General features: G+C 69.5%; 21 protein-coding genes. 15 read left to right on the forward strand and 6 right to left on the reverse strand.

Annotated elements, in window-relative coordinates; translation table 11 throughout:
* Window positions 1–74: 74 nt before the first annotated feature.
* On the forward strand, window positions 75–1,100 hold the full coding sequence (locus AB0B64_RS00065; protein ID WP_358173273.1) for a YafY family protein: 1,026 nt from the start codon (window positions 75–77) through the stop codon (window positions 1,098–1,100).
* A 38-nt stretch (window positions 1,101–1,138) separates the two neighbouring features.
* Here the strand turns inward: AB0B64_RS00065 and AB0B64_RS00070 are convergent, their stop codons facing one another.
* Together AB0B64_RS00070 and AB0B64_RS00075 are read right to left on the reverse strand one after the other, a co-directional pair.
* Entirely contained in the window at window positions 1,139–1,768 is a 630-nt protein-coding gene (locus AB0B64_RS00070) for a methyltransferase domain-containing protein (protein ID WP_357952517.1), read from the reverse strand.
* Window positions 1,765–2,490, reverse strand: a complete 726-nt coding sequence (locus AB0B64_RS00075) for a TIGR04282 family arsenosugar biosynthesis glycosyltransferase (protein ID WP_358173277.1) — start codon at window positions 2,488–2,490, stop codon at window positions 1,765–1,767. The genes AB0B64_RS00070 and AB0B64_RS00075 overlap by 4 nt, the downstream gene beginning before the upstream one ends.
* 141 nt (window positions 2,491–2,631) lie before the next feature.
* Between AB0B64_RS00075 and AB0B64_RS00080 the strand changes: the two genes are divergently transcribed.
* The 3 genes from AB0B64_RS00080 to AB0B64_RS00090 are packed head-to-tail and all read left to right on the forward strand — an operon-like array spanning window position 2,632 to window position 5,455.
* Entirely contained in the window at window positions 2,632–3,939 is a 1,308-nt protein-coding gene (locus tag AB0B64_RS00080) for a hypothetical protein (RefSeq protein WP_358173280.1), read from the forward strand.
* Window positions 3,936–5,051, forward strand: coding sequence for a molybdopterin-dependent oxidoreductase (locus AB0B64_RS00085; RefSeq protein WP_358173283.1), 1,116 nt, complete (start codon window positions 3,936–3,938; stop codon window positions 5,049–5,051). Before AB0B64_RS00080 ends, AB0B64_RS00085 begins: the two co-directional genes overlap by 4 nt.
* The gene (locus AB0B64_RS00090) at window positions 5,048–5,455 is read left to right on the forward strand and encodes a hypothetical protein (protein ID WP_357952513.1); all 408 of its coding nucleotides are present in this window, start codon (window positions 5,048–5,050) and stop codon (window positions 5,453–5,455) included. Before AB0B64_RS00085 ends, AB0B64_RS00090 begins: the two co-directional genes overlap by 4 nt.
* On the opposite strand, the gene AB0B64_RS00095 is transcribed toward AB0B64_RS00090, so the two are convergent.
* Together AB0B64_RS00095 and AB0B64_RS00100 are read right to left on the reverse strand one after the other, a co-directional pair.
* Entirely contained in the window at window positions 5,388–6,047 is a 660-nt protein-coding gene (locus tag AB0B64_RS00095; RefSeq protein ID WP_357952512.1) for a glycosyltransferase family 2 protein, read from the reverse strand. The two genes, AB0B64_RS00090 and AB0B64_RS00095, sit on opposite strands and share 68 nt — an antisense overlap.
* A 17-nt stretch (window positions 6,048–6,064) precedes the next feature.
* Window positions 6,065–7,051: an NAD-dependent epimerase/dehydratase family protein gene (locus AB0B64_RS00100; protein WP_358174765.1), complete on the reverse strand. Its 987-nt coding sequence runs from the start codon at window positions 7,049–7,051 to the stop codon at window positions 6,065–6,067.
* 241 nt (window positions 7,052–7,292) lie between these two features.
* On the opposite strand from AB0B64_RS00100, the gene AB0B64_RS00105 reads away from it, so the two are divergent.
* The 5 genes from AB0B64_RS00105 to AB0B64_RS00125 all read left to right on the forward strand — a co-directional run bounded on the left by AB0B64_RS00105 (window position 7,293) and on the right by AB0B64_RS00125 (window position 13,677).
* Window positions 7,293–7,907 carry an alcohol dehydrogenase catalytic domain-containing protein gene (locus tag AB0B64_RS00105; RefSeq protein ID WP_358174768.1) on the forward strand — a complete coding sequence of 205 codons (615 nt, stop codon included), beginning with the start codon at window positions 7,293–7,295 and terminating at the stop codon, window positions 7,905–7,907.
* 126 nt (window positions 7,908–8,033) lie between these two features.
* The gene (locus AB0B64_RS00110) at window positions 8,034–8,993 is read left to right on the forward strand and encodes an AraC family transcriptional regulator (protein WP_358173286.1); all 960 of its coding nucleotides are present in this window, start codon (window positions 8,034–8,036) and stop codon (window positions 8,991–8,993) included.
* Window positions 8,994–9,236: 243 nt separating this feature from the next.
* Window positions 9,237–12,383, forward strand: a complete 3,147-nt coding sequence (locus AB0B64_RS00115) for a BTAD domain-containing putative transcriptional regulator (protein ID WP_358173288.1) — start codon at window positions 9,237–9,239, stop codon at window positions 12,381–12,383.
* Between the two features lie 131 nt (window positions 12,384–12,514).
* A complete protein-coding gene (locus AB0B64_RS00120) occupies window positions 12,515–13,204 on the forward strand; it encodes a type 1 glutamine amidotransferase domain-containing protein (protein ID WP_357952509.1) in 690 nt (229 codons plus the stop codon).
* 38 nt (window positions 13,205–13,242) lie between these two features.
* The gene (locus tag AB0B64_RS00125) at window positions 13,243–13,677 is read left to right on the forward strand and encodes a VOC family protein (RefSeq protein ID WP_357952508.1); all 435 of its coding nucleotides are present in this window, start codon (window positions 13,243–13,245) and stop codon (window positions 13,675–13,677) included.
* Between the two features lie 119 nt (window positions 13,678–13,796).
* Here the strand turns inward: AB0B64_RS00125 and AB0B64_RS00130 are convergent, their stop codons facing one another.
* On the reverse strand, window positions 13,797–14,738 hold the full coding sequence (locus AB0B64_RS00130) for a LacI family DNA-binding transcriptional regulator (RefSeq protein ID WP_357952507.1): 942 nt from the start codon (window positions 14,736–14,738) through the stop codon (window positions 13,797–13,799).
* 165 nt (window positions 14,739–14,903) lie between these two features.
* Between AB0B64_RS00130 and AB0B64_RS00135 the strand changes: the two genes are divergently transcribed.
* The 5 genes from AB0B64_RS00135 to AB0B64_RS00155 are packed head-to-tail and all read left to right on the forward strand — an operon-like array spanning window position 14,904 to window position 19,590.
* A complete protein-coding gene (locus tag AB0B64_RS00135) occupies window positions 14,904–15,695 on the forward strand; it encodes an ABC transporter permease (RefSeq protein WP_357640695.1) in 792 nt (263 codons plus the stop codon).
* A complete protein-coding gene (locus AB0B64_RS00140; RefSeq protein ID WP_358173291.1) occupies window positions 15,692–16,483 on the forward strand; it encodes an ABC transporter permease in 792 nt (263 codons plus the stop codon). Before AB0B64_RS00135 ends, AB0B64_RS00140 begins: the two co-directional genes overlap by 4 nt.
* Entirely contained in the window at window positions 16,480–17,457 is a 978-nt protein-coding gene (locus AB0B64_RS00145) for an ABC transporter ATP-binding protein (RefSeq protein WP_358173294.1), read from the forward strand. The genes AB0B64_RS00140 and AB0B64_RS00145 overlap by 4 nt, the downstream gene beginning before the upstream one ends.
* Window positions 17,458–17,470: 13 nt before the next feature.
* Complete coding sequence (locus AB0B64_RS00150; protein ID WP_357952504.1) at window positions 17,471–18,520, forward strand: polyamine ABC transporter substrate-binding protein; 1,050 nt, start codon at window positions 17,471–17,473, stop codon at window positions 18,518–18,520.
* Entirely contained in the window at window positions 18,517–19,590 is a 1,074-nt protein-coding gene (locus AB0B64_RS00155) for a hypothetical protein (RefSeq protein ID WP_357952503.1), read from the forward strand. The genes AB0B64_RS00150 and AB0B64_RS00155 overlap by 4 nt, the downstream gene beginning before the upstream one ends.
* A 97-nt stretch (window positions 19,591–19,687) precedes the next feature.
* On the opposite strand, the gene AB0B64_RS00160 is transcribed toward AB0B64_RS00155, so the two are convergent.
* The gene (locus tag AB0B64_RS00160) at window positions 19,688–20,140 is read right to left on the reverse strand and encodes a serine hydrolase domain-containing protein (RefSeq protein WP_358173296.1); all 453 of its coding nucleotides are present in this window, start codon (window positions 20,138–20,140) and stop codon (window positions 19,688–19,690) included.
* A gap of 340 nt (window positions 20,141–20,480) precedes the next feature.
* On the opposite strand from AB0B64_RS00160, the gene AB0B64_RS00165 reads away from it, so the two are divergent.
* Window positions 20,481–22,394, forward strand: a complete 1,914-nt coding sequence (locus tag AB0B64_RS00165) for a PIG-L family deacetylase (protein WP_358173299.1) — start codon at window positions 20,481–20,483, stop codon at window positions 22,392–22,394.
* The last annotated feature ends 1 nt before the right edge of the window (window position 22,395 follow it).

A 22,395-nucleotide genomic window follows, 5' to 3' on the forward strand; every position in this document is an offset into this window, starting at 1 on the left:
TGAGCCTTGGCGCTTCGCACGCTAAGGGCAATACTGGACAGAATCGGTCCACTATCGGCCGTAGGCTCGCAGATATGTCCCGTCCTACCGGCCGCGTGCTCACCCTCCTGGAACTACTGCAGTCGGGCGGCACCCGGACGATGGCCGAGCTCGCCGACCGGCTCGGCGTCGACGGCCGCACCGTGCGGCGGTACGTCGACCAGCTCGTCGACCTCGGCATACCCATCGAGGCGGTGCGTGGCCGTTACGGCGGGTACCGTCTCGGCCGCGGCTACCGTCTGCCGCCGCTCATGCTCAACGACGACGAGGCGCTGGCCGTGCTGCTCGGCCTGATCGCCGGTCGGCGTACGGGGTTGGCGACGGCCGCCGGGACCGCGAGCGAGACGGCGGCGGCCAAGATCCGGCGGGTGCTTCCCGAACGTCTCACCCGCGGGCTCGACACAGTCCTGGAATCCCTCGCCTTCACCAAGCCGTCCGGCGAGCCGGTCACGCCGGACGCCGAGATCCTGCTCACCATCGCCGACGCGGTACGCCACCACCGTCCCGTCTCGATCAGGTACACCGATCGGGACGGCCGGCGCAGCGACCGCACGCTGCACCCGTACGGGATCGTCAACCACTCGGGCCGCTGGTACGTCACCGGCGCGGATCCCTCGATCGGCGAGAACCGGACCTTCCGCCTCGACCGCGTCACGGACGCCAGAACGCTGCCCGGCTCCTTCGAGGTACCCGCCGGACCGGACCCGGCGCAGCGTGTCCTGTCGGGGTTCGCCACCGCCTCCTACCGGTACGAGGTGACCTTGCGGATACACGGGACGGTCGAGCAGATCCGCGCTCGCCTTCCCGCGAGCCTCGCGAGCGTGGCGGAGATCGCCGCCACCACAGGCCAGGCCGTGGTGGCGGAAACCTTCCCCACCGCGGGCCAGGATCCGGCGGCCGAGCGGTGGCTGCGCGTCGAGCTACGGGCCGAACGGCTCGACTGGTTGCCCGCGTTGCTCGCCGCGCTCGACCGGCCGTTCGTCATCGAGCGTCCCGGCGAACTACGCGACCTCGTCGTCGCGCTCGCCGACCGGCTCGCGTCCCATGCTCGCCGAACCTGACCGCCCTCCACGACCCCGGCGTGGATCGGTTCAGCTGGTCACCCCAGCGGGCGTGCTGGGCGCAGGGCGGCGAACCAGCGGCCCTGCTCCTGCCAGCTCTCGGCGAGGTCGAAGCCGCTGGATTCGGCGAGCCGTCCGATGTCGTCGGCCGACACCACGGCCCAGGCGAACCAGTCGCCCGCGATGTCGGCACGGCGCAGGCGGACGCGGTCGACCCGGCTGGTCACGCCCGGGGGTTCGACCTCGGCGACGACCTCGCCGCCTGGCCGTACGAGCTCGCGTACCCGGCGCAGCAGGACACGTGGATGTCCGCCGATGCCGATGTTGCCGTCGGCGAGCAACGCGGTCTGCCAGCTTCCCGTCCGGGGGATCACGTCGAAGACGCTCCGGAGCAGCGCGTAGCCGCCCGCTCGCCGGGTCAGGTGTACGGCGCGCGGCGCGATGTCGATGCCGAGAGCGTGCACGCCCCGATGGTTCAACGCGACGGTCAGCCGGCCGGGACCCGATCCGATGTCGAGTGTGGGGCCCGCGCACCGGCTCAGCATCGCCTCGTCGCCGTCTATCGGCTCGAACCAGCCGGCCACGTTCAGCGGCCGACGGGTCCCGTCGGCGTGCTCGATCTCGACGGTGGCGCCGGACAGGGCCTCGGCGTAGATCTCACCTATCATCGGCGCGCGCCCGTCTCGGCCGGCTGTGTCAGCTGGGCCAATGGCGCCACCTCAGCCAGCGGTGTCACCTGCGCCGAAGGCGGCGCCATCTCGGCCAGTGTCGCCGCGAAGCGGGAGCCGGGAGCTTCGGCGGCGACGTGGAAGGCGTCGGCGGCCGTGTCGATGTCGGTCAGCTCGGGCAGGTGCCGAACGCTCAGGCCGGCCTCCGCGAGCCGGTCGAGCTGGGCGCGGCCGGTGTACGGCTGGGACATGGGCACCCCGAGGAGCAGGCGCGGATCGGGCCGCCGCAGGCCGAGCAGCCAGAAGCCGCCGTCGGCCGACGGACCGTAGACCGCGTCGTGCTCGACCAGGGCGCTGGTGGCCGCGTCCAGCAGGGCGGGGCTGACCTGCGGGGTGTCCATGCCGATGAGCACGACCGGCTCGGGGCGCAGCCGGTAGGTGTCGGCGAAGGCGGCGGCCAAGCGCTCGTCCAGGCCGTTCCCGCGCTGCGGGATGACCACGAAGCCGTCGGGCAGCCAGGTGCCGGGCAGTCCGTCCAGGGCCAGGACGCGTTGGGTGGCGGGCGCCCGTGCCACGGTGGTCAGGCTGTCTTCCAGCGACGCCTCTGCCAGGCGGGCCGCCTGGCTCGGCGTGAACGGTGGCGTCAGGCGGGTCTTGACGCGGCCCGCGACCGGTTCCTTGGCGATGACCACGAGCTGCGCCGCCCCTGGAGTGATCTTCATGGTCCGACAGTAGGGCCGGTGACCTGGGGCGACCCTTACGGGATTGTTACGGGTGGCCGTCTCTTACGCTGTCTCTTACGGGGTTGTTACGGGTCGCCGTGGCGACGGCCCCAAGCGGGCAGAGGGTGACACGCTCGGTTCGTGAGCAGACACACGGTGTTCGCCGGCGCGACGCTGGTCGCCCTGGTGCTCGTCCTGATCAGGATGGCGTTGGGCGGGCCCGGCCTGCTCGACTGGTACCTGCTGGCATGGGGGTTGTTCGCGGCCGCCTTCTGGTGGGCGCGCAAGGTGCCGAAGCGGGAGCTGACCCTGCTGGTCGTGGCGGGCGGGATCGTGGTGACCGCCACCGGCCTGGTCGCGCCGCCGAGCACGAGCACCGACTCCTTCCGGTACGCGTGGGACGGCCGGGTACAGGCAGCCGGGCACTCGCCGTACGACTACGCGCCCGCCGATCCGGCGCTCGGCCCGCTGCGCGATGGCTGGCTCTTCCCCGATGACTGCGCCGCGCCCGGCCTCGCCCACTTGGCGGAGGGAGTCTGCACGCGCATCAACAGACCGCTCGTGCACACCATCTACCCGCCGCTGGCCGAGGGCTATTTCCGGCTGGTGCACTGGTTGTCGCCGGATGGGGCGCGGCACAAGCCGTACCAGGTGGGTGGCGCGCTGATGGCGATCGCGGTGCTGCTGGCACTGCTGCGATGGATCGGTGTCAGACAGGCGGCGTGCTGGGCGTGGTGCCCGGCCGTGCCCGCGGAAGCGGTCAACAACGCGCACGTCGACATGCTGGGCGTACTGCTGGTGGTGCTCGCCTTCTGCGTGGTCCGGGGCAGAGGAGCGCTGCTCGGCGCCGGGATCGCGGCCAAGCTGCTGCCGGCCGTCACGCTTCCCGGCGCGCTGTCCGGGGTGCTGCGCGACGGGGTCGCCTGGCGGCGTGTCCTGGCCGTCGTGCTGCCCGCCGGGGCCGTCGTCGTGCTGGCCTATCTGCCGTATGTGCTCGCCTCGCGGGCTTCCGTGCTGGGCTACCTGTTCGGCTACCTCCAGGAGGAGGGCTACGAGGCGCCGTCGGCGAGAGCGCGGTACGGGGTGTTGCGGCTGGTCATGCCGGATTCTTGGACGCCGTTCGCCGCCGTCGCCGTCCTGGGTCTGGTGATCTGGCTCGTGCTACGCCACGGTGACCCGGACCGCCCATGGGAGGGAGCGCTGCTGGTCAGCGGATCGCTCCTGCTCCTGCTCACCCCGGCCTACTCCTGGTACGCGCTCCTGGTCGTCGCGCTGGCCGCCATGGACGGGCGATGGGAGTGGCTGGGGGTGGCGCTGGCCGGTGCGGCCGCCTACCTGTTCGGCCCGTCCACCCTGGCCTATGCCCTGGCCACGGTGGGGGTCGTCGCGGGCTGGGCCGTACGACAGAGGCGTGCGGCCGGCAGCCTCGAGGAGGCAGGAGCACGATGATATTCATCCAGACGCTCTCGGCCAGGTTCACCAGCCGCCTGAGGTCGGAGCAGGTGTCGGCCCGGCTGGGCATGTGGCTGGGGATCAGCTTCACGCTCGCCTTCGCGACGGGGCTGTTCAGCCACTTCACCCAGCATCCGCCCACCTGGCTGCTGTGGCCGTCGCGGCCGGTCAACCTGTACCGCGTCACGCAGGGCCTGCACGTCATCGGCGGCATCGCCACGGTGCCGCTGCTCCTGGCGAAACTGTGGGCCGTCTACCCGAAGTTGTGGCAGTGGCCGCCGCTGCGCTCGGCGGGCCACGCGGCCGAGCGGCTGTTCGTCCTGCTCCTCGTGGCGGGGGCGCTGTTCCAGCTCGTCACCGGTCTGATGAACATCGCCTACGACTACGCCTGGCCGTTCGGATTCATCCAGGCGCACTACTGGACGGCTTTCATCGTCTACGGCGCGCTCGTCGTCCACGTCGTCAACGAGTGGGCCAAGCTCCGGCGACACTTGTGGACCAGGGTTCAGGACCCTGACCGCCGTCGCTTCCTGTACGCGATCGCCGCCGCCTGCGGCGTGGCCGCCCTGGTCACCGTGGGCGAGACCGTCGCCCCGCTGGACCGGCTGGCCGTACTGGCGCCGCGCAACCCGCGCATCGGCTCCCAGGGTGTGCCCGTGAACAGGTCCGCGCTCGCCGCCGGCATCACCGAGGCGATCAGCGATCCGGGCAGCTACAGACTGGTCGTGATGGGCGCCGTCCGCACGCCGCTCTCCCTCACCTACGCCGATCTGGTACGACTGCCGCAGCACACGGTCAGCCTGCCCATCTCGTGCGTGGAGGGCTGGAGCGTGGAGTGCGAATGGACCGGAATCCGGCTGCGCGACCTGATCGCCCAGGCAGGCGGCTCCCCGGAGGCGTTCCTGACGGTCGAGTCACTCGAACAGAGCGGCTACTACCGCAGCAGCGAGGTCCGGCCACCGCACTGGAACGATCCGCTGACCCTGCTCGCACTGAAGATCAACGGCCGGACCCTGGACGCCGACCACGGCTACCCGGTCCGGCTGATCGCACCGAACCGGCCCGGGGTCATGCAGACCAAATGGGTCACGAGGGTGAGGGTGTCATGAGGTGGCTCGGATACGCTTTCGGCGGCGCCCTGGTGGCGCTCGGCTTCGCCGGGCTGCTCATGGACAGCGACCCGCCCGGCTGGGCGTTGTGGTTCGGCGGCGTCCTGATCGCGCACGACGCCGTGCTGGCGCCCGCGGTGCTGCTCGCCGGCGTACTCGTGGCCAGGGCAGGCGCGGCGCTGAGGGCATGGTTGATCGTGGCGGGGATGGTGACGCTCGCGACTCTGCCGACGGTCTTGGCGCTGGGCAGGCGGGCGGACAACCCGTCGATCCTGCCGCACGACTACGCGCTCAACCTGCTGATCGTCCTGGCCGGGACCGGGCTCGTCGCCGCCGTCATCCGTCTCGCAGGACGGCTCGCATATCGGAGATCGCCCGAACGGTCCCGCGAACGGTCCCAGTGACCTTCGACCGCCCGCGACGGGCCAGGTAGCCGATGTCGACCTCGGCGATCCGCCACCCGGCGCCCGCCGCCCGCAGCACCATCTCCAGCGGGTAGCCGAATCTGCGGTCCCGCAGCCCGAGCGCCAGGAGTTCGGCCCGGCGGCAGGCCCGCATCGGCCCCAGGTCGTGCAGGGCCGCACCGGTACGGCGGCGCAGCTTCGCAGCCAGCACCGCGTTGCCCAGCCTGGCGTGCAAGGGCCACGACGCGCCAGGCCGGCGCACCCTCCTGCCGAGCACCAGATCGCTCTCCCCGCCCAGGACCGGGGCGACGACCTCGGGCAGTTGCCGCGGATCGAGGGAAGCGTCGGCGTCCATGAAGCACACCAGCTCGGACGTGGCGGCCAGCAGCCCCGCGTGGCAGGCCGCCCCGAACCCGCGCCGCGGCTCGCTCACCACCAGCGCGCCCAGCTCCGCGGCGATCTTCGCCGAGGAGTCGGTGGAGCCGTTGTCGGCCACGATCGGGCGGTAGCCCGGCGGCATCCGCTCGAGCACCCAGGCGAGGGCGGCTTCCTCGTTCAGGCAGGGCAGCACTACATCGATGGTCGTTGTCATGGCGTCCCCAGAGCGGGTCATGGCGTCCCCAGAGCGGCGGTGGCGAACTCCTTCATGCCGGTCTCGAAGCCGATCTCGGCCTCGAACCCGAGCTCGGCGCGGGCCCGGCCGGGCGCGGCGACGATGTGCCGGACGTCGCCCAGCCGGTATTCGCCGGTGACGACGGGCTCGGGCCCACCGCGCTCCGCCGCCAGGGCGGCGGCCATCTGCCCGACGGAGTGCGGGACGCCGCTGGCGATGTTGTACGCGACCAGGCCGCCCGCGACCGGCTCGGCCTCGGCGGACGCCAGGTTCGCCCGCGCCACGTCGCGTACGTGCACGAAGTCGCGCATCTGACAGCCGTCCTCGAACACCCGGGGCGCCCGCCCGGCTTCCAGAGCCGACCTGAAGATGGCGGCGACACCCGCGTAGGGAGTGTCGCGCGGCATCCGCGGCCCGTAGACGTTGTGGTATCTCAGCGCCACCGCGCTCCCGCCGGTCTCTCTCGCCCAGTTCGCGGCCAGGTGTTCCTGGGCCAGCTTGGTCGTGGCGTAGGCGTTGCGCGGGTCCATCGGCGCGTCCTCCCCGATCACGGCCGAGCGCACCGCCTCGCCGCAGACAGGGCAGGACGGGTCGAACCGCCCCCGCTCCAGGTCGGCCGCCGAGCGTGGGCCGGGCCGGACCCGGCCGTGTTCGGCGCAGTCGTAGGCGCCCTCGCCGTAGACCACCATCGAGGAGGCCAGCACCAGCCGCCCGACGTGATGTGTGGCCATCGCGGCCAGCAGCACGGCGGTGCCGTACACGTTGACCGAGGCGTAGTCCGGCAGGTCGGCCACGTTCACGCCGAGCCCGACCTTCGCCGCCTGATGCACCACCAGATCCACCTCGGGCAGCAGCCGATCCAGGGTGTCCCGATCGCGAAGATCGGCCCCGTCGCGCAGATCGAGTCCCGACACCTCATGCCCGGCCGCCTCGAACGACTCGACGACATGACTTCCAATGAAACCGGCCGAGCCGGTGACCATTACCCTCACCTCACCGACAGTAATGATCGGAACCGGTCGGCCGAAGGAGGCGGGGACTGACGTTCGCAACCTGTAAGAACCTCGAAGCAAAGCGCCCGCACCCACCACCCGAATGCCCTCTGGCACCGAGCATCCAGACAAGGCGATTCACTCATCGTAAATATGTCATCCACTGGCCGAAATTACCGTTGCTGATGATGGGAGAAAAAGAGCGGACAAGGAGTAAGGAGACGTCTTGAAGATGCGCGCAGCGCGAATGTACGGCTACAAGCAGCCGTTGCGAGTCGAAGAGGCTCCGATTCCCGAACCGAACCCGGACGAGGTTCTCATCAGGGTCCAGGCCACGGGAATGTGCCGCAGCGACTACCAACTCCTCGACGGCTACTTCCCGGTGGAGCTCACGTTCCCCTACATTCCCGGCCACGAAATCGCGGGCCGGGTCGCTCAGCTGGGCACCGGCATCCCGGCTTCCGCCGGCTTGTCGGAAGGCGTCATCCCCGCAGGGGCTACGGCAAGCTCCTCGCGGGCTCCGCGCAGGCGCCGCGATCTGGGCGACGTCCTCGAACGAGGGCCCGAAATGACTATCCGAGATTCCCCCTGGGCTGTTACGGCACGCTGCTCCAGCACCCGCCGAGCCCGACGGAAGGGGAAAAACCCGAAAGGCGAACGTAGGTGCACGAGTCTTGCCAAGGGCTGCCAGGCACGGGGTGTCGTGGTGGATGACCAGCGGGAAGAGCAGCCCACAGGAGGCGACGCGGACGCCTGTCGGCGTGCCGTCATCATGGGCGGTCCGGCCACCAAACCGCTGCCGGAGGTACAGATCAGGGTCGACGGGGACACGATCTCACTTGCCTGAAGCTCACTCGCCAGGGCCGCGTCTCCCGCTTTCGCCAGGCGTTGCGCTGATCTGACAGCACGTGCTGGAGTCGGGATCGGGACGCAAGATGCGCTTGACATATTCGTGGCCGCAGGAAGGCTCACCATGACGACCTCGGAGATCGAGCACCGCGAGAGTTCGGCGGACCTCATCTCGGTGCTGGACGCGCGCACGCCCAAGACCGGCGGCAACGACGGCGGCTGGCCCGGTCTGACTCTTTACCGCTTCACCGAGCCGGTGGCTCCCGCATGGGAGGAGATTCAGTCACTGTCGCTCGGGATCGTTTCGCAGGGCAGCAAGGCAGTGATCGTGGATGGCAGCCGCTATGTCTATGACCCGTTCCATTACCTTGTGCTCGGCGGCAACCTGCATTTCCAGGCCGAGATCCTGCAGGCCAGCCCCCGCGAGCCGTTCCTGTCCTTTGTCCTGGAGATCGATCCGGCGCTGGTGCGAAAGGTCTCCACCGACATGCTCGGGCGGCGCTCCAGCGCGTTCGACGTGGTTTCGGAGCCGGGCGAGGCCGACCGGTGCGTCGTCTCCCCCCTCGATCCGGAACTCATGGCGGCGGTCCTGCGATTTCTGCGCTCGCTCGACAGCGGCGCCGATCGACGGGTGCTGGCGCCGATGTGCGTGGAGGAGATGGTCTATCGCGTGTTACGCCGCGAGCAGTTCTCCCGGATGCTGCACCTCGCGGCAAGGCAGGCCTCGCGGGCCCCGATCTCCGCCGCGCTCACGTTCGCCCGAGCGCATTACGCGGAGCCGTTGACGGTCAATGACCTGGCCAGACAGGTGGCCTTGAGCCCGTCCGCGTTCTCGGCCTTGTTCCGCGAGACCACCGGCCGCACGCCGTATCAGTTTCTCAAGGACTACCGGCTCGACCGGGCGCGCGAACTGCTTGTCGACCGCCGGATGACGGTCTCCGAAGTATCCCGTCACGTGGGCTACGCAAGCGTTTCGCATTTCATCAAGGAATTCCGCAACCGCTTCGGCGATACACCGGCGGCCTACGTCGACGCGCACAACCTGGAGGCAGAGCTGCGCAGGATGCGCTCAGACGTTGAGTAGGGCCGGATCCCGCCCGCGGCAGCGCGAACCGGCCGCACTGACCGCCAATAGTCATGGATTTCCTATACGGGTTCAGCGTCGTAAACTCATCCCGCGCAGGAGTGGGTACGTGCGACCGTGGCCCGCACAGTCGGCGATCCGTCATATCAATCCAGGGGGTTGGCAGGCGTGGCTGTGCCAGTTCGTCCGGGGGGCGGCGAGGCCGGGCCGGCCTCCGGCGTACGTCTGCAGATTCTCGGTCCGTTGCGACTTTGGCGTGATGGTGTCGAGCTGGATACCGGCCCCCGGCAGCAGGCGTACCTGCTCGCACTGCTCCTGGCCCGTGAGGGCCGGCTGGTCAGCACGAGCGAGCTGGTCGAGCTGATCTGGGACGGCGGCGATCCCGCCAGTGCCGTCAACGTCATCCACAAGTATGTCGGCGCGCTGCGGCGATTACTCGAGCCCGCGCTCCCGATCCGCGGGACCGGCTCGTACCTGCGGCGGAAGGGTAACGGGTATCTGTTCGCCGCTGGGACCGGCATGCTGGATCTGGTCGTCTTCCGGCAGCGTGTCCAGGCCGCCGGCGCGGCACTCGCGGAGCAGCGGCGCGAGGCGGCGCTGGACTCATACGTGGCGGCGTTGGAGCTCTGGCAGGGCTCCGCGGGCGAGGGGCTGGCCTACGGACCGGCCGCGATGTCGATCTTCGCGGGGCTGGATGACGAGTTCTTCGCCGCCTGCGCGGCGGCCGCCGAACTCGCGATGTCGCTGGGCCGCCCGGAGCGCGTGCTGCCCCACGTGCAACTGGCCGCCTCGATGGCGCCGCTCCACGAGCCCGTGCAGGCGAGCCTCATCTCCATCCTGGGCGCCGCCGGACAACAGGCGCAGGCGCTGGCGGTATACCGGACGGTCCGTACGCGCCTGGTCGAGGAGCTCGGCATCGATCCCGGCCCGGCGTTGCGGGCCGCGCACAAGCGGGTGCTGAGCGAGACTTCGACGATGGCCGATGGGCAGCCGTTGGCGACGGGGCAGACGGCCGCGGCAGCCGAGACGCAGCCTGCCGGTGGCCTGGTCGGCCGGGCCGAGGAACTCGCGGTGCTCCGGCAGGCGGCGGAGTCGGCGATGGCCGGAGGCAGGGGGCTCGTCGTCGTCGATGGCGAGCCGGGGGTGGGCAAGACCCGCCTGCTTGAGGAGATCGCCGCCGAGGCGGATCGGCGTGGTGCGCTCGTCGTCTGGGGCCGGTGCCTGGAGGGCGAGGGAACGCCGTCGATGTGGCCGTGGGTGCAGGTGGTCGGCACGGTCCTGGAGGCGCTGCCCACGGCGGCGCGGGCGAAGTGGCTCTCCGGCGCGCTCGGCCGGCTCGTCGACCCGCGCGAGCACGGCGTCGACGCGCCGACGTTGTCGGAAGGCGGCGCCCAGTTCCGCCTGTTCGAACGGGTCGTGGCCGCCATCGGCGAGCTCTCGGCGCGGCGGCCGGTGCTGCTCGTCATCGACGACCTGCAGTGGGCCGACGTCGCCTCGCTGCATCTGTTCAGCCATCTGGCCGCCCGGCTGCCGGGTGGCGCCGTGATCATCGGGGCCCTCCGCGACCGCGCGCCCGTGCCCGGCACGGAGCTGTCGCGGATGCTCGCCGCGGCGAGCCGGGTGTCCGGCCAGCGCCGCGTCCACCTCGGCCCGCTCAACCTGGCCGAGGTGACCGAGATCGTCCGTGGCGAGATCGGCCAGGTTCCCGGCCCGGACGCCGCCAGTGGCATCCACGCCCGTACCGCCGGCAACCCGTTCTTCGTCCGGGAACTGTCCCGGCTGCTCGCCGACGGCGGCGTACTGACCGCGGACGCCGTGGCCCGGGCAGGAGTGCCGTCCACCGTGCGTGACGTCGTACGCGACCGGATGGCCGGTCTCGACGACGGCGCCCGGGGCCTGCTCCAGGTCGCCGCGCTCATCGGCCGGGACGTCGATCTCCGCCTGCTCACCCGCACCGCCGGCCTCGACGTCCCGACCTGCCTGGACCGCCTCGAACCGTTGGAGGCGCTCGGCCTGCTCGGGCCGGCCCTCGATGACCCGTACTCGTTGCGTTTCGCGCACGACCTGGTCCGCGAGTCGGTCGCCGGGACCACCCCGCGGCGGCGTACGCCGCGGCTGCACCTGAGCGTCGCGGACGCGCTGGAGGGCATCGGCTCCGAGGGCGAGTCCGTCGCCGAGCGCCTGGCCTACCACCTTTGGGCGGCCGGCCCGCTGGCGGACCCGGCCCGGACCGCGGGGGCCCTGGTGCGCGCGGGCCGCCGCGCGGCGGCCAAGTCCGCGTTCGAGGCCGCCGAGCGGCAGCTGCGGATGGCCGCGCAGGTAGCGCGGACGGCGGGCCTGGCCGAACTGGAGTTGTCGGCGCTGTCGCAGCTCACCGCGGTCGTCGGGATGCGTTCGATGTACGGGGCCGCGGCACTCGAGCTGCTGGAACGCGCCGAGCACCTGGCCCGTGACCTCGGCCGTGAGCTGGAGGCCACCGACTTCCTCTTCTCCCGCTGGGTCGTGCACGCTCAGGGCATTCAGCTCGACCGCAGTGGCACGCTGGCGCGCCAGTTGCTCGATCACGGCCAGGCGTCCAGCGACCCGATCGTGTACGCGTACGGCCTGGAAGCCTGGGGCCTTCATCAGTGGGATGTGGGCAACATCGGGGAGGCTTTCCACTTCCTCAACAAATCCCATCAGATCATGCTGAACGGCCTCGCCAGGCGCGAGGAGAACCCGGTCCGGCACGACCTGCAGCTCCTCATGGCCGGAATGCTCGCGGAGATAACCACGCTCCACGGCGACGTCGAAACAGGGCGGGCACTGCTCGACACGCTGGAGACCGAGACGGGCGACGCCCCTTACGCGGTCACGATCTGGTCCGCCATCGCCGTGCGGATGGCGGCGATCATCGGTGACCCGGCCGAGGCGTCGCGCGCGGCGGAGCGGGGGATCGCCGTGGACCCCGAGTTCTCCTTCGTCTTCCTCGGCACCTACCAGCGGCTGGCCCGGTGCTGGGCGCAGGCCATGACCGGCGAGGACCCGGCCGGCGCCGCGGCGGAGGCCGAGCGGATCATCGTCGCGCACCTCGTCGACCCGCCGCTCTCGTGCGTCGCCACTTGGTACGGGCTGCTCGGCGAGATGCGGCTCGCCGCCGGAATGCCGGCCGAGGCCGCCGCGGCGCTGGACCGGGCCGACTACTACCTCGACGCCTACGGCCAGCGCTACTCGGAAGGGCTGATCCTGCTGCTGCGAGCGCGGCTGCTGCAGGCTCTCGGCGAGCCCGTCGCGGTCGTCCGGGCCGCCGCCGAGAAGGCCCGGGCGTTGTCCGCCGAACGTGCGGCCCACCTGTTCACCCGCCGCGCCGAAGAGTTCCTGGCGGAACTCGGCGCTGATCGCGCCCAGTGATGAGTCCAGTGCGTCTTCACATCTCATCAACAAGGGTGCGCGCGCGGGTTTCACTTGCCGTCCAGTAGCTGTCAAGCACGTACCTCGTATGTTTCGGGCGTAGACGACGAACGACACGAGGAGCGGGAACCGTGAAGGTTTTGATCGTGCTGACCTCGCATGACCAGCTGGGTGACACCGGGCGTAAGACCGGGTTCTGGCTGGAGGAGCTTGCCGCGCCGTACTACCACTTCAAGGACGCCGGGTGGGAGATCACGCTGGCCTCACCGAAGGGCGGGCGGGCGCCTTTGGACCCGAAGAGCAACGAGGAACAGTCCAAGACCGACCAGACCCGCCGGTTCGAGGCCGACGCCGCCGCCGAGGCTCAGCTGGCCCAGACGGTGCGGCTGGATTCGATGTCGGCCGACGACTTCGACACGGTCTTCTACCCGGGCGGTCACGGTCCGCTATGGGACCTGGCCGAGGACGAGGCGTCGATCGGGCTGATCGAACGGATCGTCGACACGGGCAAGCCTCTCGCGATGGTGTGCCACGCGCCGGGCGCGCTGCGTCACGCCAAGAAGCCGGACGGCACCCCGCTGGTGGCCGGCCGCAGGCTGACCGGCTTCACCGACAGCGAGGAAGAGGCCATGGGCCTGACCAAGGTCGTGCCCTTCCTGGTGGAGGACGAGCTCATCGCCAAGGGCGCCGACTTCTCCAAGGTCGGCGACTTCGAGTCGTACGTGGTGACCGACGGACTGCTCATCACCGGACAGAACCCCGCTTCCTCCGGACCCGCCGCACTCGAGCTGATCGCACTGGTCGGCAAGAGCGCGGCCTAGCCCTCCCTTCAACTCGACTCACGGATGAGGAACCACAGATGAGCGATGCCACCGCACCCTCCTTCGCCGGCCTGGCCCATTTCGCCTTCACCGTCAGGGACCTCGAGGCCAGCGTGGCGTGGTACCAGAAGGTCTTCCAGGCCGAACTCGTGAACGGCAAGCTGCCGCACTACGGCCGCGAGTGGACCGGATACGCGGAGCTCGTCATCGAGCCCCGCACCGGCCTGGCCATCGGCCTGCACCACAACGCGGCCAACCAGGGCGAGGAGTTCGACGAGGTGCGGACCGGCCTCGACCACATCTCCCTGAAGGTGGACGGCCGCGAGGGACTGCTCGCCTGGTCGGACTGGCTCGACAGGCTCGGCGTCGCGCACTCCGGCATCCAGAGCGTGAAGGAACCCTTCGTCTACTCGGTAGTCATCTTCCGGGACATCGACAACATTCAACTCGAGGTCATGGCCGTCGGCGTCTGACGCGGTCCTCCCCAGGCGGCTCGACTGAGACCCGGTCAGCCGCCTGCGGGCGGAGCGGTGCTCTGCCGGATCGCGATCCTGCGGTGTCCCTTGCGGCGGACTGGATATCGGGCAACGCCCTAGCTGATCGGGACCGTGAGGCGGCGTCTGGTGGGCGGTGGCTCCTTGCGCTCGCCGAGGAGGGTCATGAGCTGGTCCATGGCCACCTCACCGAGCTTCTCGCCGTCCACGTCGATCGCGGGGACGTCGTCCAGGCCGAGGCTCTCGACGATCATGCGCTCCGAGCTGACCACGACATCACGGATTCCCCGGCTGAGCAGGGCGAACATGAGGCCGAGGCCGATCGAGGTCGCGTAGGGGACCACGGCGGTGGCGCGGGCGGCCACCACGGCCTCCGCCGTCCCCACTCCGGCGGCGAACGTCGAGGGGTACGGGCCGAGCATGGTCAGCGTCGCGCCGCTCGACTCGGTCGCGGCGCGGACGGCGGCCTGGCGCTGGCGATCCTGCCACGAGCCCGCCGGGCCGCCGATGTAGACGATGCGCTCGTGACCCTTCTCGACGAACCAGGAGACGAGCGCGCCGAAGGCGCTGGCCGTGTCGGCGACCGCCGAGGTCATGCCCTCGATCTCACGGTCGATGAGCACGGTCGGCTTGAACGACGCGGCGGCGCGGACGATCTCGTCCGAACCTCGGGGCGCGGTGAGCAGGAAGCCGTCCACCTGGTGCGCGAGCTGCTCGATCGCGGCGATCTGGGCTTTGTGCTCCAGAGAGTGCACCGAGATGGTCAGCTGCATCCCCGAGTCGGCCGCGCGCGCCTGGGCCCCGCCGATGATCGGGGTGAAGAAGGTATTGTCGAGCGTGGGCACCACGACGGCGACCACCCCGGTCCGCCCGCGGGCCAGCTGGGTGGCCGCCCGGTTGGGGACGAAGCCGAGCTGCTCAGCGGCCGCACGGACGCGGGCCACCGTCTCCGGGGCGGCCTGGTCCGGCCGGCCCAGCGCGCGGGAGGCCGTCGCCTTCGAAACCCCGGCCAGCGCGGCGACGTCCGCGAGTGTCGGCACTCATCCTCCTTGAGTCGTTACCTGAATTTCACACTGGGGTTTGTGCGCGAGGCCGCTCATAACTTATGGTCAGGGCTCGTGGAACCGGTTCCGCAACCGGTTCCAGGTAAGCGTACGCCACTGAGAAAGGACGCCGACATCTCCCGCACATCGGCCTTTCTACTGGTGCCTGGTCTCGTCCTTCTCGTCGCAGGCTTCCTCATCCCCTCCGCCGCGATGCTCTTCGCGCCGCCGGACGTGGCGACCAGCGAGATCTTCGCGCGCCTGGGCGAGATGCTCACGGACCCCTACGACCTTGAGGTGATCGGGCGCACGGTCGGGTTGGCACTGGCTGTCACGATCATCTGCGTCGTCCTCGGCTTCCCCATCGCTTACTGGCTCGCCCGCTCGCCGTCCCGGTGGAGCGGAGTCTTCCTGGCTGTGGCGATCTTCCCACTGATGCTGAGCAACGTGGTGCGAACCTTCGGCTGGCTGGTGATCCTCGGCTCCAAGGGGGCGCTCGGCCAGCTGCTCGTCCAGCTCGGCATCGTCGAGGTGGCGCCGCAGCTGCTCTACACCAAGCTGGCGATCATCCTCGGTCTCACCCAGCTGTTCCTGCCGCTGGCGATCATCTCCTGCTACTCGGCCGTCGCCCAGGTCGATCCCGGCCTGGACGACGCCTCGCGCGGGCTCGGCGGGAGCAGGATCCGTACGATGTGGAGCGTCGTCATCCCGCTGACCATGCCGGGCATCGTGGTGGCCGCCACCCTGGTGTTCGCGGGGTCCGTCACCGCCTACACCACGCCCTATCTGCTCGGCGGGTCCAGCCAGCGGATGCTCTCGACGCAGCTGTTCAACTACGCGAGCACCACGGTCGACTGGGCCTCCGCCTCGGCGACGGCGCTCATCATGACGGTGCTGGTCTTCCTGGTCTCCGGGCTGTCCTCGCTGATCGGGCGGAAGGGGGCCACCTCATGAAGCGGCCCATCACCGCGGCGCTCGCGGTCATCGGCTACGTCATCATGATCGTGCCGATCATCTTCGTGGTCGCCACCGCCTTCACGGCGGGCAGCACCCTGAGGTTCCCGCCCGACGGGATCTCGCTGCGCTGGTTCGACGAGGCGCTCGGCTACGAGCCGTTCATCAGGGCCGCGCTCTCCAGCCTGGAGCTCGCTGTACTCGCCACCGCGCTAGCGCTGCTGGTCGGCGTGCCTGTCACGCTCGCCGTCCACCGGGGGAAGCTCCCTGGCAAGGGGCTGGTCGAGGGGTTGTTCCTGTCGCCGCTCATCGTCCCCGAGCTGGTCGTCGGGCTCGCGCTGTTCCAGCAGCTGATGGTCGGCCTGGACCTGGACAACTTCAGCACCCTGCTGGTCGGGCACACGGCACTGATGCTGCCCTACGCGGTGCGCGTGACCGGCGCCTCACTCGCGCTGGCCGACCCCGGGCTGGAGGAGGCCGCCCGCGGGCTCGGCGCCTCGCCGCTGCGCGCGTTCTTCAACGTGACGCTGCCCATCCTGCGGCCGGGCATCTTCTCCGCCGGGTTGCTCAGCGTGGTCACGTCCTTCAACAACGTGCCGCTGTCGCTCCTGCTGCAGGGACGCGACTTCCGTACGTTGCCGGTGACGATGCTCGACTACGTCCAGCAGTCCTACGACCCGATGGTCGCCGCCGCTTCCACCCTCGTCCTGGCCGCCACCGTGGTCATCGCGGTGATCGCCGAGCGCACGGTCGGATTCGCCAAGATCTTCGGAGGAATCAACCAATGACCGCCGCCGCCGAGTTGATCGGAGTCACCCAGAGGTTCGGCTCCTTCACCGCCGTCGATGAGATCGACCTCACCGTGCCGCCAGGGCAGCTGACGACGCTGCTGGGCCCGAGCGGCTGCGGCAAGACCACCACGCTGAGGATGATCGCAGGCTACTCGGCGCCGACGTCGGGGACGATCCGCATCGACGGGGTCGACAGCACGCGGACGCCGCCGGAGAAGCGGAATCTGGGGATGGTCTTCCAGTCGTACGCGCTGTTCCCGCACATGACGGTGGCCGACAACGTCGGTTACGGGCTCAAGCTGCGCAAGGTGCCCTCCGCCGAAAGACGGTCGCGGGTCATGGAGACGCTCGAGCTCGTCGGGCTCGCGCACCTGGCCGACCGCAAGCCGAAGAAGCTCTCCGGCGGTCAGCAACAGCGCGTGGCACTGGCCAGGGCCATCGCGATCAGGCCCAAGCTCCTGCTGCTCGACGAGCCGCTGTCCAATCTCGACGCCCGCCTGCGCGTCCAGATGCGGGCCGAGATCCGGCGCATCCAGGCGGAGACCAAGCTGACCGTCATCCTCGTCACCCATGACCAGGACGAGGCGCTGGAGATGTCCGACGAGATGGTCATCATGAACGAGGGCCGGATCGTGCAGCAGGGCTCTCCGCAGCAGATCTTCCCCCGTCCGGCCGACCGCTTCGTGGCCGAGTTCCTCGGCTACGAGAACTTCCTCACCGCCGCCGACGGCACTCCGCTGACCATCCGGCCCGAGCATCTGCGCCTCGCCGAGCAGGGTCAGGGCCTTGACGCGAAGGTGGTCGACGTGGCCTTCCGCGGCGTCGACCTGCTCGTCTCGCTCGACGTGGTCGACCCGTCGGGCGCGACCGTCAGGCTGCTCGCCGACGTACGCAGCGGCACGCCCCTGACTCCCGGATCGAGCGTCTCGGTCATCGCGCCGGACGACCATCTGGTCTCCCTCCCCTGCTGAAAGAAGGAACTCCATGCCAACGCGCCGTGCCGTACTGGCCGCTGCCCTGACGCTGCTCGCCGCGGCCGGATGCTCCGGCTCCGGCTCCAGCTCCGCCGAGAAGCAGAACACCATCGTCGTCAGCACCTTCCCCTTCGGGGTGAAGGAGTTCGAGCAGGCGGTCGTCGCTCCGTTCACCAAGCAGACGGGGATCAAGGTCGAGCTGGACACCGGGTCCAACTCCGACCGGCTGTCGAAGCTGCGGCTCGCCAAGGGCAAGCCGGAGGCGGACGTGGTGCTGATCTCCGACTACTTCGCCGCGCTCGGGCAGAAGGACGGCCTCTTCCAGAAGGTGGACGTGCCCAACATCAAGGAGCTCGCGCCGTTCGCGACCGAGGGCGCCTTCGAGGGACCGGCCTACACGCACCAGCTCAACGGGATCATCTACAACACCGGCAAGCTGAGCCAGAAGCAGGCCGCCGACTGGGCGCTGTTCGCGGACGCGGCCAACAAGGGCAAGGTCGCTCTTCCCGATATTTCGGTGACCGCCGGACAACTCATGATTTCGGGGGTGGGTGAGTCGTACGGCAAGGGCCCCTACGACATCGACACCTCGTTGAAGACCCTGGCCGGCTGGGCGCCGAACGTCCTGCAGTTCTACACCTCCTCGACCGAGGTCACGAACCTGCTGACCCAAGGCGAGATCGTCGCCGCCGACGCGCTGAGCGGCTTCGCCACCAAGCTGGTCACCTCGGGCGAGCCGATCGCCTGGACCGCTCCCGCCAAGGGCCGCTACATGGCCACTAACCGGGCGATGATCCCCAAGGGCGCGCAGAACCAGCAGGGCGCGGCGAAGTTCATCGACTACATGCTGTCGGCCGAGGCGCAGAGCGCCATGGCGAAGGCCGCCGGTGACCTGCCCACGAACCCGAAGGCCGAGATCCCGGCCGACGTCGCCAAGGTGACGGGCGAGGCGGCGAAGGACCCCGTGGCCGCCGGCTTCAAGACCCTCGACCCCGCCCAGCTCGTCGACACCCGCACCACCTGGGTCGACCGCTTCACCCGCGAGGTGGCCGGCAAGTGAACCTCGACCTGATGCCCAAGGTCGATCTGCACTGCCACCTCATCGGCACCGTGCGCGCCTCGACCTTCGCCGAACTGGCCAGGCGGGAGGGGCTCGACCTGCCCGACACGCCCGAGCGGATCTACGCGGACGTGAACTCGCTCCCCCCGGACCCGGCGCTCTACCTGAACACCCGGATCCCGGTTCCGCAGGGCAGGAGCGCGGACGAGCCCGCGGTCCCCTACTCGCTGTTCCAGGTGTCCTCGTGGGTTCTCCAGGTCCTGCGCGACGCCGACGATCTCACCAGGATCACCTATGAGGCGTTCGAGGACGCCCATCGGACCAGCGCGACCAGGCATCTCGAGGTCTCCTTCGACGCGCTGACCGAACATCAGGAGAAGCTCGGCTACGCCACGGTGGTCGAGGCGTACGCCGAGGGCATCAGGATGGCCGAACGCGACTTCGGCATGTCGGGCCGGCTCATCGCGGCCGTCGACCGGAGCACATCGGGCGAGGAGGCGCTCTCCTGGATCCGTACGGTGGTGGACAACCCCCACGACTACGTGGCCGGGATCGGGCTGGACAACCTGGAGACCGCCGGGCCGCCCGAGCGGTTCGAGGCCGCCTTCCGGCTCGCCGGTGAGGCCGGGCTCCGCCGTACCGCTCACTCCTCCGAGCACGCGCCGGTCGCCGTCAACACGGTCACCTGCCTCGACGTGCTCGGGTGCGACCGGATCGACCACGGCTATTTCGTCCTCGAGGACGACGAAGTCGTCGCCAGGGTCAGGGACGAGCAGGTCCCGTTCACGGTCATCTCGACCACCTCGCGGCGCTCGTGGCGGCCGTGGCGGCGGGCGTCGATCGCGGCGATGCTGGAGGCCGGGCTCAACGTCATTCCGGCTTCCGACGACCCTGGGATGTTCCCGACGTCGCTGGCTCAGGAGTATCGGATCCTGTCCGATCAGCTCGCCGTACCGGATGAGCGGTTGCGGGCGATGGCGCTGGCCGGGGTGGAGGCGTGCTGGCTGCCGGAGCCGGAGAAGGACGCGCTGCGCAGGCGTTTTGAGAGCGAACTCGCGAACCTGGAGTGATCGGCGCGGCGGGCGCACGTGCGGGATCGGTCATCGCGACTTCGCGGCCCCACCAGGCAGTTTGTACGGCTCGTCGCAGAAGTAGCGGTTGAGCGCGTCAACGGCGGCCAGCAGGTAGTAGCCGGTGTTGGAGTAGGCGAAGCGGCCCCGCTCGGGCTGGGGCAGTCGCTCGGCCTCTGCCCTCCTGGACCAGCTGCAAGACGGTGGCGGCGACCATGCTCTTGGTCACGCTGGCGACCCGGAAGCGCGCCTCGCGCGGCACCGGCTTCCGGGCGCCCAGATCGGCGGTCCCGCTACGCGATGCGCTTACCGTTCCTTGGCGACATATGCCTTTCCTTTGGCGGAGGTCGTGGGAACGATCTCCACTCTGGTCGCCCTCGTCCACACTCATGATGATCTCCGCCTGCGACCGTAGTCGCACCGGGTAATACTGCAAGCTGACTGAGATCGGCGCCGAAGGCGGAATCCGGGAACTCGACCTGAGGACCGGCACGACCTCGCACGACACCGCGGCACCGGTCCGGCTCCCCCATCGGGCCCGGCCGGGCATTTCATCGAATTCTGACCGGCCGTCAAATTTAAACGAACAGCGGCAAGGCTTCGAATCCTTCGCCCAATTCCTTTCCCCGTAGATTTTATAACGAATTTATATTGGCGACCAAGTCGATCGCAAAAGCGCGCCCATTCGTTCACATAGAAGGCGGTCGGAGCACTGGATCCGCAACCACCCCAGTGCGTCTTCCCAGGCCAGAGCCACCTTCTCGAGAAATTCTGGGCGCGTTACGCAGTTGTTATCAAGTTTCCCCTTGCTCTCGGCCCAAGAACTATTCACTATTCGACCCTGGACCCTAGAACCTTTTGTCCGGTACGGCCTGCGTGGGGGGAACAACATGCGCGGAGGCAGAACTACCTCGTTCTGGGTGCGGCTGTTAGCCGTGCTCGCGACGCTCGTCGTGTTGGTGCCGATGGGCGGGGTGGCCGTCGCCACGCCCACCATCGCACCCGGCGCGTTCATGCAGATCGTGGCGCATGAGGACGACGACATCCTGTTCATGAACCCCGACATCGACGACTCGATCCAGTCGGGGGCGGCGAACGTGACGGTCTTCATCACCGCGGGGCAGGTCACCGGAGACGGTGATACCGACGAGCAGCGGGCCCGTAATCGGCAGCGCGGCATGCTGGACGCCTACGCCCGGATGGCGGGAGCGCCGGATGTGGATCCGGCCGCCCAGGAGGAGTGGACCGGGGTGGCCTGGACGATCGCGGATCGACAGGTCGAGCGATACACGCTCACGAGTCATCCGCAGATCCAGCTGGTGTTCATGAACATGCGGGACAACGAGATCGGCTGGTTCAACGTCGTGGACGACTTCGTCGATCACACGATCATCCCTGAGAACGGCCTGGTGAGCGAGTCGTACACGTACGAGCGCGCCGACGTGATCGCCGTACTCGCGGGATTGATGAACCACTACCAGCCCAACGTGCTCCGCGCCCAGGACCCCATCGTCGACAGCCGCTACGACCCGGGCCACGGCGACCACGTGGCCGCGGGACGGCTGGCCGGGGACGCCGCCACGGCGTCGGGCTTACCGATTCTGCTGGTGAACTACCGCGACTACAACATCGCCGACGCGCCCATGAACCTGACGACCGCGATCAGCGCCCGCAAGAGCGCGATCATCGATCACTACATCCAGTACGACCACGCGTTCGACCCGAACGTGTGGCCGACGCGGATGTACTACCGCTGGGCCAGGGGAACCCGTTGGGCAGGCCGGAACGCTGACGGCAGACCCCAGATCTTCGTGGTCCGAAACGGTGTGGTGACCACCTACGGGCAGACCCCGGCCGGCGCGTGGGACGGCCCGTACACGCTGGCCGGCGCGGGCGGCGCCTTGGCACCCGCGATCAGCGTGGGCAAACAGGCCGACGGCCGCTTGGCGATCTTCGCCAGGCGAATGACCGACCACCACATCGTCACCATGTCCCAGACCGCGGCCAATGGCGCCTGGACCGGCAGCTGGACCGACCTTGGCAATCCCCACACGAACTGGGAAGTCCAGGAACAGATCGGTCTGCCCGTTGTCGCCTCCAACGCCAACGGCCGCATGCAGATGTTCGTCAAGAACGGCAATGGCGGGGTCAGCAGCCGCGTCCAGACCGCGGCCAACGGCGGCTGGGGCGCATGGCAGAACCAGGGCGGCACTGACGTGCAGGACGGCCTCAGCGCCATCACCACGCCACTGGGCCGCATCGAGCTGTTCGCCAGTTCCAGGACTCGGCTGCTGCGCTGGTATCAGTCCACCCCCAACGGCGGTTTCACCCGCGACACCACCGTCCCGTCGATGACCCCGGCCAGCCCGCCCTCGGTCGCTCTGTCCCAGGACGGGCGCCTCCACGTGGCCTACCGCCGCGCCGGCACCGCCGCGATGGTCGTCAGCTACCAGCTCGTGGCCGGCCTCGCCTGGAGCACCACGCCTGCCGTGATCGGGGGACACGCGGGGGTCGGTGAGCCCGCACTCGTCGCCACGCCGGCTGGTCTGGACTCGCGGATCCTGATGTTCGAGCGCAACGCCGCGACCGGGGTCAGCATGACCAAGCAGTTGATCGCGAACGGCAGCGGTTATGACGCGTGGGCCGACCTCAGCGGGACCATTGTCGATTACCCGGCGGCCACCCTTGATGCGAACGGGGCCGCCGTCATGTTCGCCGTGGGGACCGATGGCGTTGTCCATGCCCGCAGGCAATCGGCTCCGGGAGCCGACAGTCCGTTCGGGGCCTGGGAAGCCCTGCCCTGAG

The organism is Nonomuraea sp. NPDC049129 (genome assembly GCF_040648495.1).
Classification (GTDB): Bacteria; Actinomycetota; Actinomycetes; order Streptosporangiales; family Streptosporangiaceae; genus Nonomuraea.

What these genes read in the sequence shown, in the direction of transcription:
- AB0B64_RS00065 (WP_358173273.1), top strand. Translation starts at nt 75, where the DNA reads ATGTCCCGTCCTACCGGCCGCGTGCTCACCCTCCTGGAACTACTGCAG.
- AB0B64_RS00070 (WP_357952517.1), bottom strand. Translation starts at nt 1,768, where the DNA reads ATGATAGGTGAGATCTACGCCGAGGCCCTGTCCGGCGCCACCGTCGAG.
- AB0B64_RS00075 (WP_358173277.1), bottom strand. Translation starts at nt 2,490, where the DNA reads ATGAAGATCACTCCAGGGGCGGCGCAGCTCGTGGTCATCGCCAAGGAA.
- AB0B64_RS00085 (WP_358173283.1), top strand. Translation starts at nt 3,936, where the DNA reads ATGATATTCATCCAGACGCTCTCGGCCAGGTTCACCAGCCGCCTGAGG.
- AB0B64_RS00090 (WP_357952513.1), top strand. Translation starts at nt 5,048, where the DNA reads ATGAGGTGGCTCGGATACGCTTTCGGCGGCGCCCTGGTGGCGCTCGGC.
- AB0B64_RS00095 (WP_357952512.1), bottom strand. Translation starts at nt 6,047, where the DNA reads ATGACAACGACCATCGATGTAGTGCTGCCCTGCCTGAACGAGGAAGCC.
- AB0B64_RS00100 (WP_358174765.1), bottom strand. Translation starts at nt 7,051, where the DNA reads ATGGTCACCGGCTCGGCCGGTTTCATTGGAAGTCATGTCGTCGAGTCG.
- AB0B64_RS00105 (WP_358174768.1), top strand. Translation starts at nt 7,293, where the DNA reads ATGCGCGCAGCGCGAATGTACGGCTACAAGCAGCCGTTGCGAGTCGAA.
- AB0B64_RS00110 (WP_358173286.1), top strand. Translation starts at nt 8,034, where the DNA reads ATGACGACCTCGGAGATCGAGCACCGCGAGAGTTCGGCGGACCTCATC.
- AB0B64_RS00125 (WP_357952508.1), top strand. Translation starts at nt 13,243, where the DNA reads ATGAGCGATGCCACCGCACCCTCCTTCGCCGGCCTGGCCCATTTCGCC.
- AB0B64_RS00140 (WP_358173291.1), top strand. Translation starts at nt 15,692, where the DNA reads ATGAAGCGGCCCATCACCGCGGCGCTCGCGGTCATCGGCTACGTCATC.
- AB0B64_RS00145 (WP_358173294.1), top strand. Translation starts at nt 16,480, where the DNA reads ATGACCGCCGCCGCCGAGTTGATCGGAGTCACCCAGAGGTTCGGCTCC.
- AB0B64_RS00150 (WP_357952504.1), top strand. Translation starts at nt 17,471, where the DNA reads ATGCCAACGCGCCGTGCCGTACTGGCCGCTGCCCTGACGCTGCTCGCC.
- AB0B64_RS00160 (WP_358173296.1), bottom strand. Translation starts at nt 20,140, where the DNA reads ATGCCCGGCCGGGCCCGATGGGGGAGCCGGACCGGTGCCGCGGTGTCG.
- AB0B64_RS00165 (WP_358173299.1), top strand. Translation starts at nt 20,481, where the DNA reads ATGCGCGGAGGCAGAACTACCTCGTTCTGGGTGCGGCTGTTAGCCGTG.